At 44.2% G+C, this 14,979-nt stretch carries 9 protein-coding genes, 1 tRNA gene and 1 pseudogene; 4 read left to right on the top strand and 7 right to left on the bottom strand.

The window, feature by feature from the left end; genetic code table 11:
• Positions 1 to 12: 12 nt before the first annotated feature.
• The gene (locus tag U0035_RS12105; RefSeq protein ID WP_162817790.1) at positions 13 to 600 is read right to left on the bottom strand and encodes a YceI family protein; all 588 of its coding nucleotides are present in this window, start codon (positions 598 to 600) and stop codon (positions 13 to 15) included.
• A 240-nt stretch (positions 601 to 840) separates the two neighbouring features.
• Entirely contained in the window at positions 841 to 3,207 is a 2,367-nt protein-coding gene (locus U0035_RS12100; protein WP_114790045.1) for a phosphoketolase family protein, read from the bottom strand.
• Between the two features lie 249 nt (positions 3,208 to 3,456).
• Between U0035_RS12100 and U0035_RS12095 the strand changes: the two genes are divergently transcribed.
• The 4 genes from U0035_RS12095 to U0035_RS12080 all read left to right on the top strand — a co-directional run bounded on the left by U0035_RS12095 (position 3,457) and on the right by U0035_RS12080 (position 9,754).
• Positions 3,457 to 3,846: a hypothetical protein gene (locus tag U0035_RS12095; RefSeq protein ID WP_114790044.1), complete on the top strand. Its 390-nt coding sequence runs from the start codon at positions 3,457 to 3,459 to the stop codon at positions 3,844 to 3,846.
• A gap of 200 nt (positions 3,847 to 4,046) precedes the next feature.
• Complete coding sequence (locus U0035_RS12090; RefSeq protein ID WP_114790043.1) at positions 4,047 to 5,129, top strand: efflux RND transporter periplasmic adaptor subunit; 1,083 nt, start codon at positions 4,047 to 4,049, stop codon at positions 5,127 to 5,129.
• Positions 5,130 to 5,147: 18 nt separating this feature from the next.
• A complete protein-coding gene (locus U0035_RS12085; RefSeq protein WP_114790042.1) occupies positions 5,148 to 8,306 on the top strand; it encodes an efflux RND transporter permease subunit in 3,159 nt (1,052 codons plus the stop codon).
• Between the two features lie 14 nt (positions 8,307 to 8,320).
• Positions 8,321 to 9,754 carry a TolC family protein gene (locus tag U0035_RS12080; RefSeq protein WP_114790041.1) on the top strand — a complete coding sequence of 478 codons (1,434 nt, stop codon included), beginning with the start codon at positions 8,321 to 8,323 and terminating at the stop codon, positions 9,752 to 9,754.
• Positions 9,755 to 9,819: 65 nt separating this feature from the next.
• On the opposite strand, the gene U0035_RS12075 is transcribed toward U0035_RS12080, so the two are convergent.
• The 5 genes and pseudogenes from U0035_RS12075 to U0035_RS12060 all read right to left on the bottom strand — a co-directional run bounded on the left by U0035_RS12075 (position 9,820) and on the right by U0035_RS12060 (position 14,469).
• Positions 9,820 to 10,134: an HPF/RaiA family ribosome-associated protein gene (locus U0035_RS12075; RefSeq protein WP_114790040.1), complete on the bottom strand. Its 315-nt coding sequence runs from the start codon at positions 10,132 to 10,134 to the stop codon at positions 9,820 to 9,822.
• Positions 10,135 to 10,232: 98 nt separating this feature from the next.
• Positions 10,233 to 10,370: pseudogene (locus tag U0035_RS22960) on the bottom strand (DUF2147 domain-containing protein); the annotation flags it as partial.
• 320 nt (positions 10,371 to 10,690) lie between these two features.
• A tRNA-Arg gene (locus U0035_RS12070) sits at positions 10,691 to 10,762 on the bottom strand.
• A 52-nt stretch (positions 10,763 to 10,814) separates the two neighbouring features.
• On the bottom strand, positions 10,815 to 11,849 hold the full coding sequence (locus U0035_RS12065; RefSeq protein WP_114790473.1) for a LacI family DNA-binding transcriptional regulator: 1,035 nt from the start codon (positions 11,847 to 11,849) through the stop codon (positions 10,815 to 10,817).
• A 130-nt stretch (positions 11,850 to 11,979) separates the two neighbouring features.
• Positions 11,980 to 14,469, bottom strand: coding sequence for a glycoside hydrolase family 95 protein (locus U0035_RS12060; protein WP_114790039.1), 2,490 nt, complete (start codon positions 14,467 to 14,469; stop codon positions 11,980 to 11,982).
• Positions 14,470 to 14,979: the final 510 nt, after the last annotated feature.

Below are 14,979 nucleotides of genomic sequence, written 5' to 3'. Positions count from 1 at the left end.
ATTGGTTTGAGGTTATTTGGCAAAGGTTGAGTTCAACACTACGGCTACATCATCACCTGTCTTGATAGTACCCATCAGCGCTTTGGGAGGGGTAATGCCGAAAGCAGTCAATTTAAATTTGACAGTGGCTGTAAATGTTATATTATTACCATTCACTACCGCTTTCACCGGGAAGGTTACCTTGTTCGTTTTGCCGGCTATGGTTAAGGTGCCTGTAGCAGAAAAGGTAGAAGTAGCGCCCGTCGTTTTAATATTGGATACCCCCGTTAATATATAAACGATCTCGGGATGTTTATCAGCTTCCAATGCTTTATAGGCATTCTTATCCATGGCATCGTCATAGTATTTGCCATTCTCTTTTATACTCTTCAAAGACCTGGCTGCTATACGGGCTGTTAATGATTTTATTTCAAGAACATCACCGGTTTTGATGACAGCAGTACCGGATTGTTTTTCTGCTATGCATCGCCAGTCGTGCAGTGTAGAGGTGCCGGTTACCATGTTTTTGGTTTTGCTTTCTACCAGTTTGTAACTGTCCTGTGCAAAGACATTTATACCTAAACCTAATAGAAACAGTGCTGCTAATTTTATCTTTTTCATTTGCATTGTTTTTCTGTTTTGTGTTAACAAAGCTGTAACAAAGTGAAAAAGAATAGGCTGACGGGAGTGTTGATCCGGATTGATTTATGTCATTGCAGTAGCTGACAAAGGTTAGCTTTTAAGAATGGCTGTTATATACCTTCACCTGGATCCCAGCCTGGTAAGGGCACGGTTGAGGATCCAAAAAATCCCGCTGATTTTTCGGCGGGATTTGATTATTTAGATGTCGCTTCTTTTTAATTAAGAAAGTTCCCATTTCCAGTTGCGTACTTCCTCCATATCTATACCATGTTTTCTGATGTAGTTTTTATGTTCGATATGTTTATTTTTCATATCTTCTTTTATATAGGCGGTTCTTTCTCCCAGTTGTGGTAACCGGTTCAACACATCCTGTACCAGGCTGAAACGATCCATTTGATTCAGCACGGTCATATCAAAAGGAGTGGTGATAGTACCTTCTTCCTTATATCCTCTTACATGTATATTATGATGATTGGTGCGCCTGTAAGTAAGCCTGTGTATGAGCCAGGGATAACCGTGAAAGGCGAAGATAACCGGCTTGTTTTTAGTGAAGAGTACATCGAAGTCAATATCACTTAATCCATGCGGGTGTTCAGATGCAGGCTGCAGGCGCATCAGGTCTACTATGTTGATCACGCGTATTTTCAGATCCGGTAATTTGTTTCTCAGGATAGATACCGCGGCAAGGGTTTCCAAAGTGGGTACATCGCCGGCACAGGCCATGACTACATCCGGCTCTATGCCTTCGTCATTACTGGCCCATGGCCATATGCCAATACCCTTGGTGCAATGTGTAATGGCCTCGTTCATATTTAGCCATTGCGGCGATGTATGTTTCCCCGCAATAACCACGTTTACATAGTGCCTGCTCTTCAGGCAATGATCCATTGTTGATAATAGGCAGTTGGCATCGGGTGGCAGGTATACTCTTACTACAGAAGCTTTTTTATTAACCACATGATCGATAAAGCCCGGATCCTGGTGAGTAAAACCATTATGATCCTGCCTCCATACATGCGAGGCTAAAAGAATGTTGAGTGACGGTAGCTTTTTTCTCCAGCTGATTTCAGAAGTCATCTTTAACCATTTGGCATGCTGGTTAAACATGCTGTCAATAATGTGTATAAATGCTTCGTAACAATTAAACAGTCCATGCCTTCCCGTAAGTACATAGCCTTCCAGCCATCCTTCGCACTGGTGCTCGCTTAAAACTTCTAATACGCGGCCTTCCTTCTTCAGAAACTCATCCTCTTCAAAAGTATCAGCTATCCATTGCCTCCCTGTTGCTTCGAATACTTTATTCAGCCGGTTAGATAATGTTTCATCAGGACCGAATACCCTGAAATTATGCATGTTCAGCTTAATGATATCTCTTATAAAACCTCCTAATACTTTTGTATCTCCCGGGCCCGGCATGCTGCGCATATTTATATCCAAGGCATAGGTTCTGAAGTCAGGCATACGCAGGTCCCGCATTAATGCACCGCCATTGGTATGCGGGTTGGCGCCCATCCGCCTGTCGCCTTTAGGAGCAAGCTCCTGCCATTCGGCAAGCAGTTTCCCTTTTTCATCAAACAGCTCTTCCGGTTTATAGCTCTGCAGCCATTTCTCCAGCTGTGCCAGATGTTCAGGATTATGAGCAGGATCTGAAAGCGGTACCTGGTGCGCCCTGAAGCTGCCTTCTACTTTTAGCCCGTCCACTTCTTTAGGCCCCGTCCAGCCTTTGGGTGATTTAAGAATGATCATGGGCCAGGTGGGACGACCGAACTGTTCATTATTAACGGCGGCTTCTTTGATGGTTTTAATTTCAGCGATCACTTCATCCAGCACGGTTGCCATGCGCTGGTGCATATATGCAGGGTCTTCGCCATCCACCCAAAATGGTTTCCAGCCATAACCTTTCATCAGGTTATCCATTTCTTCTTTTCCTATCCTCGCAAAAATGGTGGGATTGGCAATTTTATAGCCGTTTAAATGAAGGATAGGCAAAACCACGCCATCTTTTGCGGGATGCAAAAATTTATTGGAATGCCATGCCGTAGCAAGCGGACCTGTTTCAGCCTCACCATCCCCTATTATGCAAGCCACCATTAAATCGGGGTTGTCAAATGCAGCGCCAAAAGCGTGGCTTAGCGAATAACCCAATTCGCCTCCCTCATGCATGGAGCCCGGGCATTCGGGCGATACGTGGCTGGGTATGCCACCGGGGAACGAGAATTGTTTGAAAAGTCTTTTAAGTCCTTCGGCATCCAGTGTAATTTCGGGATAGATCTCACTGTAAGTGCCCTCAAGATAAGTATTTCCAACCAGCGCTGGACCGCCATGGCCCGGCCCGGAGATGTAGATCATGTCCAGGTCGTACTGGTTGATGATACGGTTGAGGTGGGCATAGATAAAATTTTGCCCGGGAGTAGTTCCCCAATGTCCCAATAATACCTGTTTTACATGTTCGAGTTTGAGTGGATCCCGCAGCAGGGGGTTATCTCTCAGGTAGATCTGGCCCACCGAAAGATAGTTGGCAGCGCGCCAGTAGGCGTCAATTTTTTCCAGTTCTTCGGGACTTACTTTTTGAGTGTCAGAGGACATAAGATGAATGTTTTTAAGGTAAAGGAATTTTTTGTTTAGATACAGCGTTTTTTCTTAACGGGCTGAAATATAAAATTCAGCCCCGAAAAACGTAGTGAAAGGCTGGGTGTAGTGTTTATGCAAACTATTAATAAATCCTGAATAATGAGAATCGGTTTTGTAATATTTAAAATTTAACCTTTTTTTGCTATAAAGTTGGTGAAGGGCCTTTGCATCTTTAGCTACTTTTGTTTAGCAATTATTGGAATCATGCGGTGGGCAATTTTTTATGTTTCTTTTTTTATGCTTCTGTTCGGTACAGGAGCATCTGCTTTTGCCAAAAGCCGCAACCTGGCCGATAATACCCGGAACAGCGGGTCCCAAATTTATCAATTAGCACAGCTGGCAGAAAAAAGAGTCGCTCATTTCAGTAATGCTATTGACCAGGAATTACGCGAAAAACTAATTTATACTGCCGACGAAGAAGACGATATTCCAGTGTCTGGCCCTGCCCGCAGGCCAATACAAAATATTCTTGCATATTTTCTTTCAGCCTATTTATTGCCCGGAAATGACCCTCTTCCCGGCGGGTGGTATCTGGCAGAAAACTTCCCTGTGCAGGCTTTCGACCATGCACAACTCTGTGTTTTCCGGATCTGATACCTTTTTTTCTTTTATCAGCAGTAGTTGCAACTCATATTAAACCTGCCGCTATGGCCAGGGTCGATTATTCATGTAATCATACATGAACAACTGCTGTATCCTCCTGCAATTGAAAATTCAATCGTTCAATAATTCTTTCCTGTTGTAAAGCAAAGGGCATAGATCTTTAATCCTGCTTTACCCATAATTTCCAAAAAATGAAACGGATAGTAATCATTTATGCGTTATGCGCATTGATATACCAAACAAGCTGTAAATCACATGCCGAAGAAAAGACGGCAGATATTCAATACATTGTTACCAACCCTTTACAAATAGATACCGCTCTTAATAAAGATTATGTTTCACAGATACGTTCGGTACGCAATATTGAAGTAAGAGCACAGAGCAGGGGCTTCCTGCAAAAGATATACGTAGATGAAGGACAATATGTGAAGGCCGGACAACTATTATTTAAGATTATGCCACAGGTGTATGAAGCTGAGTTGATGAAGGCCAGGGCGGAAGCCAGTGCGGCCACCATCGAGCTGCAGAATGCTAAAACACTGGCCAATCAGAATATTGTTTCCAAAAGCGAGCAGGCGCTGGCCCAGGCCAAGCTGGAGCAGGCCCGTGCTGAAACCAGGCTGGCCCAGGCTCATTTATCATTTACAGAAATACGCGCACCCTTCAGCGGTATAATAGATCGTATCCCTTTGAAGCAGGGAAGTTTGATCGACGAGGGAGCCTTACTCACCAGCTTATCTGATAACAGCCAGGTATTTGCTTATTTCAATGTAGGCGAGCCCGAGTACCTGAATTACCGGAAGAACCTGCAGAAAAATGCACAACAAAATGTTGACCTTGTACTGGCTAATGGTGATGCTTTTGGCGTTCCGGGAAAAGTAGAAACCATCGAAAGTGAGTTCGATAGTGAAACAGGTAATATCGCTTTCAGGGCCCGGTTTGCCAACCCTGACGGACTGCTCAGAAATGGGGAGACCGGAAAAGTAAGGATGACCGTACCGCTTAAAAACGCAGTGGTCATTCCTCAAAAAGCCACCTATGAGTTGCAGGACCGGAAATATGTTTTTGTGGTAGATAATAAACACATGGTAAGAGCCCGCATGATCAATGTAGGTGCCGAATTACCCGATCTGTACATCGTGAGCAATGGTCTTGCTCCAGATGACAAAATATTGCTGGAAGGTGTTCAAACCGTAAAAGAAGACCAGAAAATAGAATACCGTTATGAGCAGCCCCGCCAGGTAATGAATGGCCTTCATCTTAAAGCAGAGTAATTATTTAAAGAGAATTTTATGTTTGGTAAATTTATAAAACGACCGGTTTTATCGATCGTCATATCCCTCATTATCGTATTCCTGGGGGTGCTGGCATTAACACATCTGCCGGTAACACAGTTTCCTTCGGTATCTCCTCCCAAGGTAAATATCACGGCGGAGTATCCAGGGGCTAATAACGAACTTTTAATTAAATCAGTAGTCATTCCGCTGGAGCGTGCACTTAATGGTGTGCCGGGTATGAAATATATAGCGTCGGACGCCGGTAACGACGGAGAGGCCGTAATACAGGTGATATTTAACCTGGGTACCGATCCTAACCAGGCTTCCCTAAACGTTCAGAATCGGGTTGCCGCTGTAACCAACAAGCTGCCGCCACTGGTAATACGTGAAGGTGTAAAGATCAGCCGGGAAGAGTCGAACATGCTGATGTATATCAACCTGTATACAAAGGATACTTCCATGGGAGAGAATTTCCTGTTCAACTATGCCGATATCAATGTGCTGTCGGAGTTAAAACGCGTAGATGGCGTAGGTTATGCAGATATATTGGGTAACCGTGAATACGCAATGCGTATTTGGCTGAAGCCAGACAGGATGCTTGCCTATAAAATATCTGCCGAAGAAATTATGAAGTCATTAAACGAGCAGAGCCTGGAAGCTTCTCCGGGTAAAACGGGTGAGAGTTCCGGTAAAAGATCTCAATCGTTTGAATATGTGTTAAAGTACCCGGGCCGCTATAGTACAAAGGATGGTTACGAAAACATAGTCGTAAGAGCAAGTTCTGATGGTGAATTGCTGCGGTTAAAAGATGTGGCGGATATTGAATTTGGAAGCTCCATGTATGACCTCTACTCCTACCTGAATGGTAAACCTTCGGCAGCTATTGTATTAAAGCAGTCTTATGGCAGTAATGCAAGCCAGGTAATAGCGGATGTAAAGGAAAAGATGAAGGAATTGAAAGAGAATTTTCCCAAAGGCATGGATTATGAGATCAGCTACGATGTGTCTAAATTTTTAGATGCTTCCATTGAAAAAGTTATTCATACTCTCGTCGAGGCTTTTATCCTGGTAGGCATCGTGGTGTTTATTTTCCTGGGAGATTGGCGGTCTACTCTCATTCCGATTATTGCAGTACCGGTATCGCTGGTAGGAACATTTGTATTTATGCAGTTCTTTGGCATCACTTTAAACCTCATCACCTTGTTTGCTCTGGTGCTGGCTATTGGGGTAGTGGTAGATGATGCCATTGTAGTAATTGAAGCGGTGCACGCCAAAGTGGAGAAAAGCAATATTTCTCCATTAAAAGCTACACAGCAGGCGATGAAAGAGATAAGCGGCGCTATCGTCGCCATCACCTTCTTAATGGCTTCTGTGTTTATACCTGTGGCATTTATGTCGGGTCCGGTAGGCATCTTCTACCGGCAGTTTTCTATTACTATGGCTACAGGTATTATCCTGTCAGGTATTGTAGCCTTAACCTTAACACCGGCGTTATGTGCCATTATGTTGAAAAACCATCATGGCAAGCTCAAAAAGAAATCACGGGTAGATCAGTTTATTGATGCCTTTAATAAACGCTTCGATCTTTTATCGAACCGCTACATGAGATTGCTCAATCGTGTAGTGGGCAGGCGCATGATCACTTTTGGCTTGCTGATCGCTTTTTGTGCAGGTACCTGGTTATTAAGTGGAAGTGTTCCTTCCGGCTTTATACCCAATGAAGACCAGGGGATGATCTATGCGATTATACAAACGCCACCTGGCTCTTCACTGGAACGGACTAATGAAATATCCGAGCGGCTGGAACGCATTGCTGAAGAGGTGGAAGGTGTGAAATCAGTTTCGGCCCTCGCGGGGTACGAAATATTGACAGAAGGTACAGGCGCTAATTCGGGTACCTGTTTGATCAATTTGAAAGACTGGACGGACAGGAAGGAATCTGCCCAGGAAATTATTGAGCAGTTGGAAGAAAAAGCTAAAAGCATTCCGGGTGCGGCTATCGAATTTTTCCAGCCACCGGCTGTGCCGGGTTACGGTGCTGCAGGCGGTTTTGAATTGCGCTTGCTGGACAAGGCAGGTAGCGGTGATTACAAGAAGATGGAGATGGTTAGCCATGATTTTGTAAAAGAGCTTAATAAGCGCAAGGAGCTGGCATCGGTATTTACTTTCTATAGTGCCAGCTTCCCGCAATATATGTTGCGGGTAGATAATGACCTGGCACAACAGAAAGGAGTGACGATCGATAATGCCATGAGCACTTTGTCTACACTGATAGGAAGTAATTATGAAACCAGTTTTATTAAGTTCGACAGGCAGTATAAAGTGATTGTGCAAGCCTTGCCGCAATATCGCGCATTACCCGATGATATATTGAAGCTCTATGTAAAAAATGACCACGATGAAATGGTTCCTTTCTCGGCTTTTATGAAAATGGAAAAAGTATATGGCCTTTCAGAAATCACGCGTCATAACATGTATAATGCTTCAGAGATCAGTGGCTCCGCTGCACCGGGCTATAGTAGTGGAGAAGCGATCAACGTTATCAACGAAGTGGCTAAAAAAACATTGCCAAGGGGCTATGGCATTGACTGGGCGGGTATCTCCAAGGACGAGGTTTCCCGGGGCAATGAAGCTATATATATCTTCCTGATATGTTTGGGTTTTGTGTATCTCATACTTTCTGCCCAGTACGAAAGTTTCATTTTGCCGCTTTCGGTGATCCTTTCTTTGCCGGCCGGTATCTTTGGCGCTTTTCTTTTCCTGAAACTATTTGGGTTGGAGAATAATATTTATGCGCAAATATCCATGGTAATGCTGATAGGATTGTTGGGTAAAAATGCGGTGCTGATAGTAGAATTTGCCGCCCAGCAGCATAGCACCGGTATGACGGTTTTAAAATCGGCCATGCAGGGCGCCAAAGTAAGGTTCCGCCCTATTTTAATGACCTCCTTTGCCTTTATTGCCGGGTTGATCCCGCTCGTGTTTGCAAGTGGTCCGGGTAAGATCGGTAACCGGACTATCGGGTCAGCAGCAGCCGGAGGTATGCTTTTCGGAACTGTGTTCGGGGTAATTGTTATACCCGGATTGTATTACATTTTCGGGACTATTGCCGCCAAAAGAAAGCTGATCAAAATCGAAGACGAAAATCCCTTATCGGAAGACCTGACTCACTAGTAAAATACAAGAAGATGAAAATTCGTAACATATTTGCTACATTAGGAATGATTGGCGCCTGCATAATGTATGCAGGCTGCCATATTCCACAGGTGGCTCAAAAGCAGGAAAATAAAGAAGTGCCGGAAACTTATGCGGTTAGCCAGGATACATCTAATACAGGGTTAGTAAAATGGCGCGACTTTTTTACTGATCCTAACCTGGCGGTTTTAATAGATACCGCCTTAAAAAATAACCAGGAGCTGAATATTACGTTGCAGGAAATAGAAATAGCGCGTAATGAGGTTCGGGCCAAAAAAGGAGAATTGTTGCCAAGTGTTGGGTATCGGGCGGGTATTGGTATAGACAAGGCCGGGCGATATACCAGTCAGGGCGCGGGCGATGCATCTACCGAAATGACACCCGGTAAAAAAGTGCCTGATTACCTTGGTGATTTTATCGTAGGTATCAACGCCAATTGGGAGGTAGATATCTGGAATAAATTACATAATGCGAAAGATGCGGAAGTAGGCCGTTACCTGTCTACTATTGAAGGGAAGAATTTTGTGCTATCCAACCTTATAGCAGAAATAGCTAATTCGTATTACGAATTAGTATCGCTCGACTATCAGCTGGATATTGTAAAACAGAATATTGCCTTGCAAAAAAATGCCCTGGAGATTGTAAAAGTACAGAAGCAGGCTGCAAGGGCAACGGAGTTGGCGGTACAAAAATTTGAAGCGGAAGTAAAAAGTACCCAAAGCAGGGAGTTCGAGATACGACAGGGTATTAAGGAAACAGAGAACCGGATCAACTTTTTGCTGGCAAGATATCCGCAACCTATAGCCAGGAAGGAAGCTGGTTTTATGGATTTGCCATTGGCTGCTGTCAGTTCGGGCGTGCCATCGCAGTTGCTGGCGAACCGCCCTGATATCCGGCAGGCCGAGCTGGAACTGGCGGCTTCCAAACTGGACGTAAAAGTAGCAAGGGCACAATTCTATCCATCCTTTGATATATCGGCAATGATCGGGTTCAACGCTTTTAATCCCAGCTACCTGGTTAAATTCCCCGAGTCATTGATCACCTCCCTGGTCGGCGACCTGGCAGGCCCTTTAATTAATAAGAATGCTATCAAAGCGCAGTATCTTACCGCCAATGCAAAACAGCTGCAGGCGGTATATAATTACGAGCGTTCCATTTTGAGTGGGTATATAGAGGTAGCCAATCAGCTGTCGAATATCAGCAACCTGCAGCAAACATTCGATCAAAAACAAGAACAGGTAAAGATGTTAAATAAATCGGTTGAGGTATCCAATGCATTGTATAAAGCAGCAAGAGCTGATTATTTGGAAGTGCTGACTACACAGCGTGATGTATTGGAAGCCCGGTTAGAGCTGGCAGAGACAAAGAAAAACCAGCTGGGTGCGGTGGTAAATATATACAAGGATTTAGGGGGCGGTTGGAGATAAATATTAAATAATCAGGTTGGCCCACGCCAACCTGATTATTTAAACTTCAGTAGTAGTTCCTGATTTTAATGAGTCTTCATTTTTCCTACGATGGTCTCCAGTGAAGTGGACAACTTGCCTGCAGCGCCATTAATGGCAAGATCGTAGGTTTCGCCATCATCTGAAACAGCAATAGGTTGTTTTCCTTTTAATCTTGCTTCGATATTACAACGTTTATCTGCGCCGTTATCTTTATGCGAATTCTGATCGGAAAGATAAACTTCAATACGGGTTAAATGTTCTATAAAACGATCCACTTCTGCTAATACCAAACCTTCTATTTTCTCCCGGTATTCGGTACTTACGGTTAAGTTATTGTCTGCGTTAATTTGAATGATCATACAGTAAAAATTTATCTGAATAAATAATATTAATATAGCATAAACAGGGCCAATCCTGCATTTAGATTAATAAGTATGGTTAAAACCAAACAGGGTAACTACTGAACACGTCGCCAGGTCTGTGTTCTGCCGATTAGCGAAAAGCCTACATACCCTCTTACTTCCAGCTCATTTGTTCCCTTCGGTTTAATATAGTATTTGTGTTGTCTGCCTTTTTCGGGATCCGGTATTTGTCTGCCTGACCATCGTCTCCATCTTTTTTAAACCCCATAAACCGATCATACCGTTTACCGGCTGGTCTTCCTGGTGCCGGTGCAGGCGGTGCAAGCAGCGTTTTCCCCGGCGGGATCCAATATTTTCACTACTTCTCCCTGCAGCTTATTGCTTTTTGTTTTGTATATGCGTACATGTGATTTCTGTTTTCCCGTGTAGTCATCAATGGTTTCCCAGGTGCCGATGGGGTGATTGACCAGATACGCTGACGGATATCCAAATCAATAGGAATGAAAGCGCCCAAAAACAAAAAAAAGGAATGACCTGACGATCACTCCTTTTGTAGCCCGGACAAGAATCGAACTTGTATCTAGAGTTTAGGAAACTCCTATTCTATCCATTGAACTACCGGGCCATTTTCTGCATTGGCGCAGAAAGGGCTGCAAATATAATAAAGATTTGGGTATCTAACGGCTATTTTGGCTACTCTCCCTGATGATGATCTCCGGGGCCAGGCTTTCCAGTTTGAAATCGGTCACGGCACGCTTGCTTTCAATGAGGTTCAGCAATAAAGTAGCGGCTTTTTCTCCCATTTCAAATGCCGGCTGCCGGATTACGGAAAGCGCAGGGGCGAAAAGTGAGGTATACTTGGAATTATTAAACCCGATCACACCCATTTCCCCCGGCACCTTGATCTTTTCTCTTTTCAAAATGCTGAAAGTCTCTGTAGTGATCTTATCTGCCAATAAAACCAGGGCATCCGGCTTTTTTTTCAGTTTTAATAAGTCTTTCACCGCAATTTCCACTTCTTCCACATCCGATCCCCCATGCGAACAATAACGGATCAGCGAATGGTCCACTGTGATTTTATGATCTGCCAAAGCCTGGAGGTAGCCCGCAAGGCGTTCCCTGGTAATTGCCAGGTTGGGATTGCTGGCAATAATAGCAATCCGCTTGAATTTATTTTGAATAAGATGCTGCGTGGCCTGGTACACCCCCTGTAAATTATCTGTAATAACCTTGTGGGTATTGATTTCTTCTACTACCCGGTCAAAAAAGACAATAGGCAATCTTTTTTCATGGAGTTGCTTTAAGCTGGTGAAATCATTGGTTTCTGATGAAATGGAAATGATCAAACCATCAATCGACCGGGATGTGAGATAGTCCAGGATCATCTGTTCCCGTTCCAGCGATTCCCTGCTTTGGGTGATGATCACATTATACCCGTTTTTATAGGCAATGGATTCAATACCGTTAATCACCTGGCTGAAAAAAGTATTGGCAATTTCGGATACTACCACGCCAATAGATAATGTCCTTTTCTCCTTTAAACTTAAAGCAACAGGGTTAGGGCGATAATTAATTTCAACAGCATAATCCCTGATCTTCTTTTTGGTAGCCTCGCTAATTTCGTGGCTGTCCCGCAATGCACGCGACACAGTCGAAGTAGACAGTCCCAAAGCCTTGGCAATATCCTTTATAGTAGCAGCTTCAAACTTCATACAGGCATCACACCTTTGCTGCGAAGATAAAGAATTATGCACAGCATACCGTGATCCGGGCTGTAATGCCAGCCGGTTTTAACAAATGAGCCCGGTGTTTGTGTATCGGGGCCGGTTACTTTATGTTAGTTTACCTGCTTACAAATTCATATGTTTTTCCCTTCATCGTTTTAATGTCAAACAGGTTGGTTTCGGTAATGGTGTTGCCCTTTAATGGTGCCTTTTCTGATACCAAAGGCTTCCTGATCTCAGGCACAAAATAAAAAGGATTCGTATTTTTCCCGGAAGCCGGAATGAGCCCGCCGGATGCATGAACTGTTTTAAGCGGCTGGGACAATCTCAGTCTGCAATTGCCGCCTAAACGTGATTGTATTTTAAGATAGGTGACTTTTCCATCGGCCCATTTAATGTCTACGACAAAACCTCCCCGGGCAATCAACCCCTGTATCGAACCATCTTTCCAGTTAGAAGGCATGGCGGGCAAAATATGTAAAGCGCCATCATGCGATTGTAACAACATTTCAGCGATGCCTGAGGTGCAGCCAAAATTGCCATCGATCTGAAAAGGAGGATGTGCATCAAAAAGATTTGGATAGGTACCACCGTTCTGCCCCTTTGTTTCAACGGGTGCGGGCGATAACTGATCCGCAATTAGTTTATAAGCTCTGTTGCCGTCCAGCAACCTCGCCCATAAATTCACCTTCCATCCCATCGACCATCCGGTGGATTTATCACCCCTATACACCAGGCTGTTCCTGGCCGCTTCAAATAATTGGGGGTTACTGTAAGGAGATACCTGCGCAGCCGGATACAAGCCATACAGATGCGATACGTGACGATGTTTATCAGTAGGTCTGTCCCAGTCTTCGAGCCACTCCTGTAACTGGCCGTGCTGGCCTATCTGCATGGGTGGAAGGCGTTGTAACATACTGCTCACGGTATCTGACAGCGATAGATCGCTGGCCAGTATTTTCGCTGATTGTACAAAGTTGTTGAACACATCAAATACCAGCTGGTTGTCCATAGTGGTACCCGCGCTCACACCTACACTACTTTGATAGGTATTTTCCGGCGACATGGAAGGCGCTACCACCAGCCATTTATTTTTGGGCTCCTCCTGCAATACATCTACATAAAACAGGGCAGCTCCTTTTAGAACAGGATAGTATTTTTTCAGGAAATTTTTATCGCCGGTAAACAGATAATGCTGCCACAAATGCTGGCTCAACCAGGCGCCCCCCATGGGCCACATACCATAAAAACCGCCATCTACGGGGCCTGTAATGCGCCACAGGTCGGTATTGTGATGCAGGTTCCAGCCACGTGCGCCATACATCTGGCTGGCGCTCTCCTTACCTGTTATAGATAGTTCCTCCAGCATTTTGAAAAGAGGTTCGTGCATCTCAGGCAAAGCAGTTACTTCAGCTGGCCAATAGTTCATTTCGGTATTGATGTTCACGGTGTATTTACTATCCCATGGCGGGCTCAGCAAATGATTCCATTTCCCCTGCAGGTTGGCTGGCTGGCTACCCGGCATGGAGCTGCTGATGAGGAGATAGCGACCGAACTGGAAGTATAAGGATACCAGTGCCGGATCGTTGGTTTGCGCAAATGCTTTGATTCTTTCGTCCGTAGGTTGATTGGCTGCTTCGTTGCTGCCCAGGTCCAGGCGCACGCGATCAAAGTATTTTTTATAAAGACCAATATGCCGTTGTTTCAGGTTGGCAAAAGTTTTGCCGCCAATGGCATTCAGCCTTTGATCGTTCAATGATACCGGGTCATTGCCCAGTTTTTGATAGTTAATGAAGTTGGTGCTAATGGAAATAAATACCGTCAGGGAATTCGCTTTTGAAATAGACAGCGCGCTGTCATTAGCGTTGATCTTACCTCCTTCAGCAACGGGCAATGCCCTTACTTCGTAATGGAGTTTCCCCGTTTTGTTGTCTACCGATGAAGTCAGACCTGATAGACTTAGCTGCCTGTTCTTTACTGACCTCCTGTATTGTTTAAAAGGGCTGTTTAGTTGAAGGTTGCAGTCAATGCTGCCGGGGCGATCGGCAGTTACGTGTACCATGATTACGCGGTCTTTTAAAGAAGCTATATATTCTCTTTTGTAATTGACGCCATTGCTGGTATAGGTAACGGTTGCAGCCGCATTTTTAAGGTCGAGGGTACGGCGAAAATTAGTAACAGTCCCTTTGTCCGGAAACTGCATCAGCAGGTCGCCGGCCGTTTGGTATTGCATACCGTAATTCGCGTGGGCTGGAGCCTGGCGAGGGAAAGCCTGGTTCGACAGGTCTTGAGCTGCCTTATATTCTCCGTTAAACAAAAGCTTGCGTATATCCTGAATAGGGGCTGCCACATCGGGTAGTAAATTATTGCCCGGTTCTCCTGCCCAGATCGTTTCTTCATTTAACTGTACCCTCTCATTTAGCGGATCGCCAAATATCATAGCCGCCAGGGGACCGTTACCAATAGGCAGCGCTTCATTCCAGTTAAAAGCCGGCTGGTTGTACCATAGTGTAGATCTGCCGTCAACAGGTGACTGAGCCTGCGCCGGCGAAAAAAATAATTGCGCCACCAATAATAGCAGTAGCAGATAGTATTTCGAATGATGCATAAGAATAATAAAAAAAGAGGGGGTAAATCAAATTTAGGCGATCGTTTTTTAGTAAGGTTTAAAATTAGGGCTTAATAATAAGTTTTGTAACCGTTTTTATAAAAAATACATTTTTAGATAAAAAATGATCTTTTTCCATCTAAGGTCTACCTGATAATAAAATAAAGTGATACGAGTTTGCCCGCGGGAATCGATAGCTTTTATTTGCAAGTCACAGTTATTTTGTGGTGTATAAGCGCTGGTGGAGTATACTACTTTTGAATGGTATTTTATTTTCACGCATGCGTTGTAACCCAGTATTTACAGGTGCTTAATATCCTGAACTGTCTCTTTTCGTCAGCACTTTAAAAGTCATTATTTCTTTTTATAGCGCAGAAACCGGTACAAAATGATCTATCGAAAACGTTTGCGTAAATAAACCGTCCTGCACTTGCCTGCTTTTTAAAAAAAAGAAGTAGCATTGTCTAACGATTGAAATATTACGGGGTTAAAAATGAAACCGATTGCGTC

It is taken from the genome of Niabella yanshanensis (genome assembly GCF_034424215.1).
GTDB lineage: Bacteria > Bacteroidota > Bacteroidia > Chitinophagales > Chitinophagaceae > Niabella > Niabella yanshanensis.
The sequence above is the reverse complement of the archived record's forward strand: the minus strand, read 5'-3'. Positions and strand labels throughout refer to the sequence as shown.

What these genes read in the sequence shown, in the direction of transcription:
- U0035_RS12085 (WP_114790042.1), top strand. Translation starts at nt 5,148, where the DNA reads ATGTTTGGTAAATTTATAAAACGACCGGTTTTATCGATCGTCATATCC.
- U0035_RS12100 (WP_114790045.1), bottom strand. Translation starts at nt 3,207, where the DNA reads ATGTCCTCTGACACTCAAAAAGTAAGTCCCGAAGAACTGGAAAAAATT.
- U0035_RS12075 (WP_114790040.1), bottom strand. Translation starts at nt 10,134, where the DNA reads ATGATCATTCAAATTAACGCAGACAATAACTTAACCGTAAGTACCGAA.
- U0035_RS12060 (WP_114790039.1), bottom strand. Translation starts at nt 14,469, where the DNA reads ATGCATCATTCGAAATACTATCTGCTACTGCTATTATTGGTGGCGCAA.
- U0035_RS12080 (WP_114790041.1), top strand. Translation starts at nt 8,321, where the DNA reads ATGAAAATTCGTAACATATTTGCTACATTAGGAATGATTGGCGCCTGC.
- U0035_RS12065 (WP_114790473.1), bottom strand. Translation starts at nt 11,849, where the DNA reads ATGAAGTTTGAAGCTGCTACTATAAAGGATATTGCCAAGGCTTTGGGA.
- U0035_RS12095 (WP_114790044.1), top strand. Translation starts at nt 3,457, where the DNA reads ATGCGGTGGGCAATTTTTTATGTTTCTTTTTTTATGCTTCTGTTCGGT.
- U0035_RS12105 (WP_162817790.1), bottom strand. Translation starts at nt 600, where the DNA reads ATGAAAAAGATAAAATTAGCAGCACTGTTTCTATTAGGTTTAGGTATA.
- U0035_RS12090 (WP_114790043.1), top strand. Translation starts at nt 4,047, where the DNA reads ATGAAACGGATAGTAATCATTTATGCGTTATGCGCATTGATATACCAA.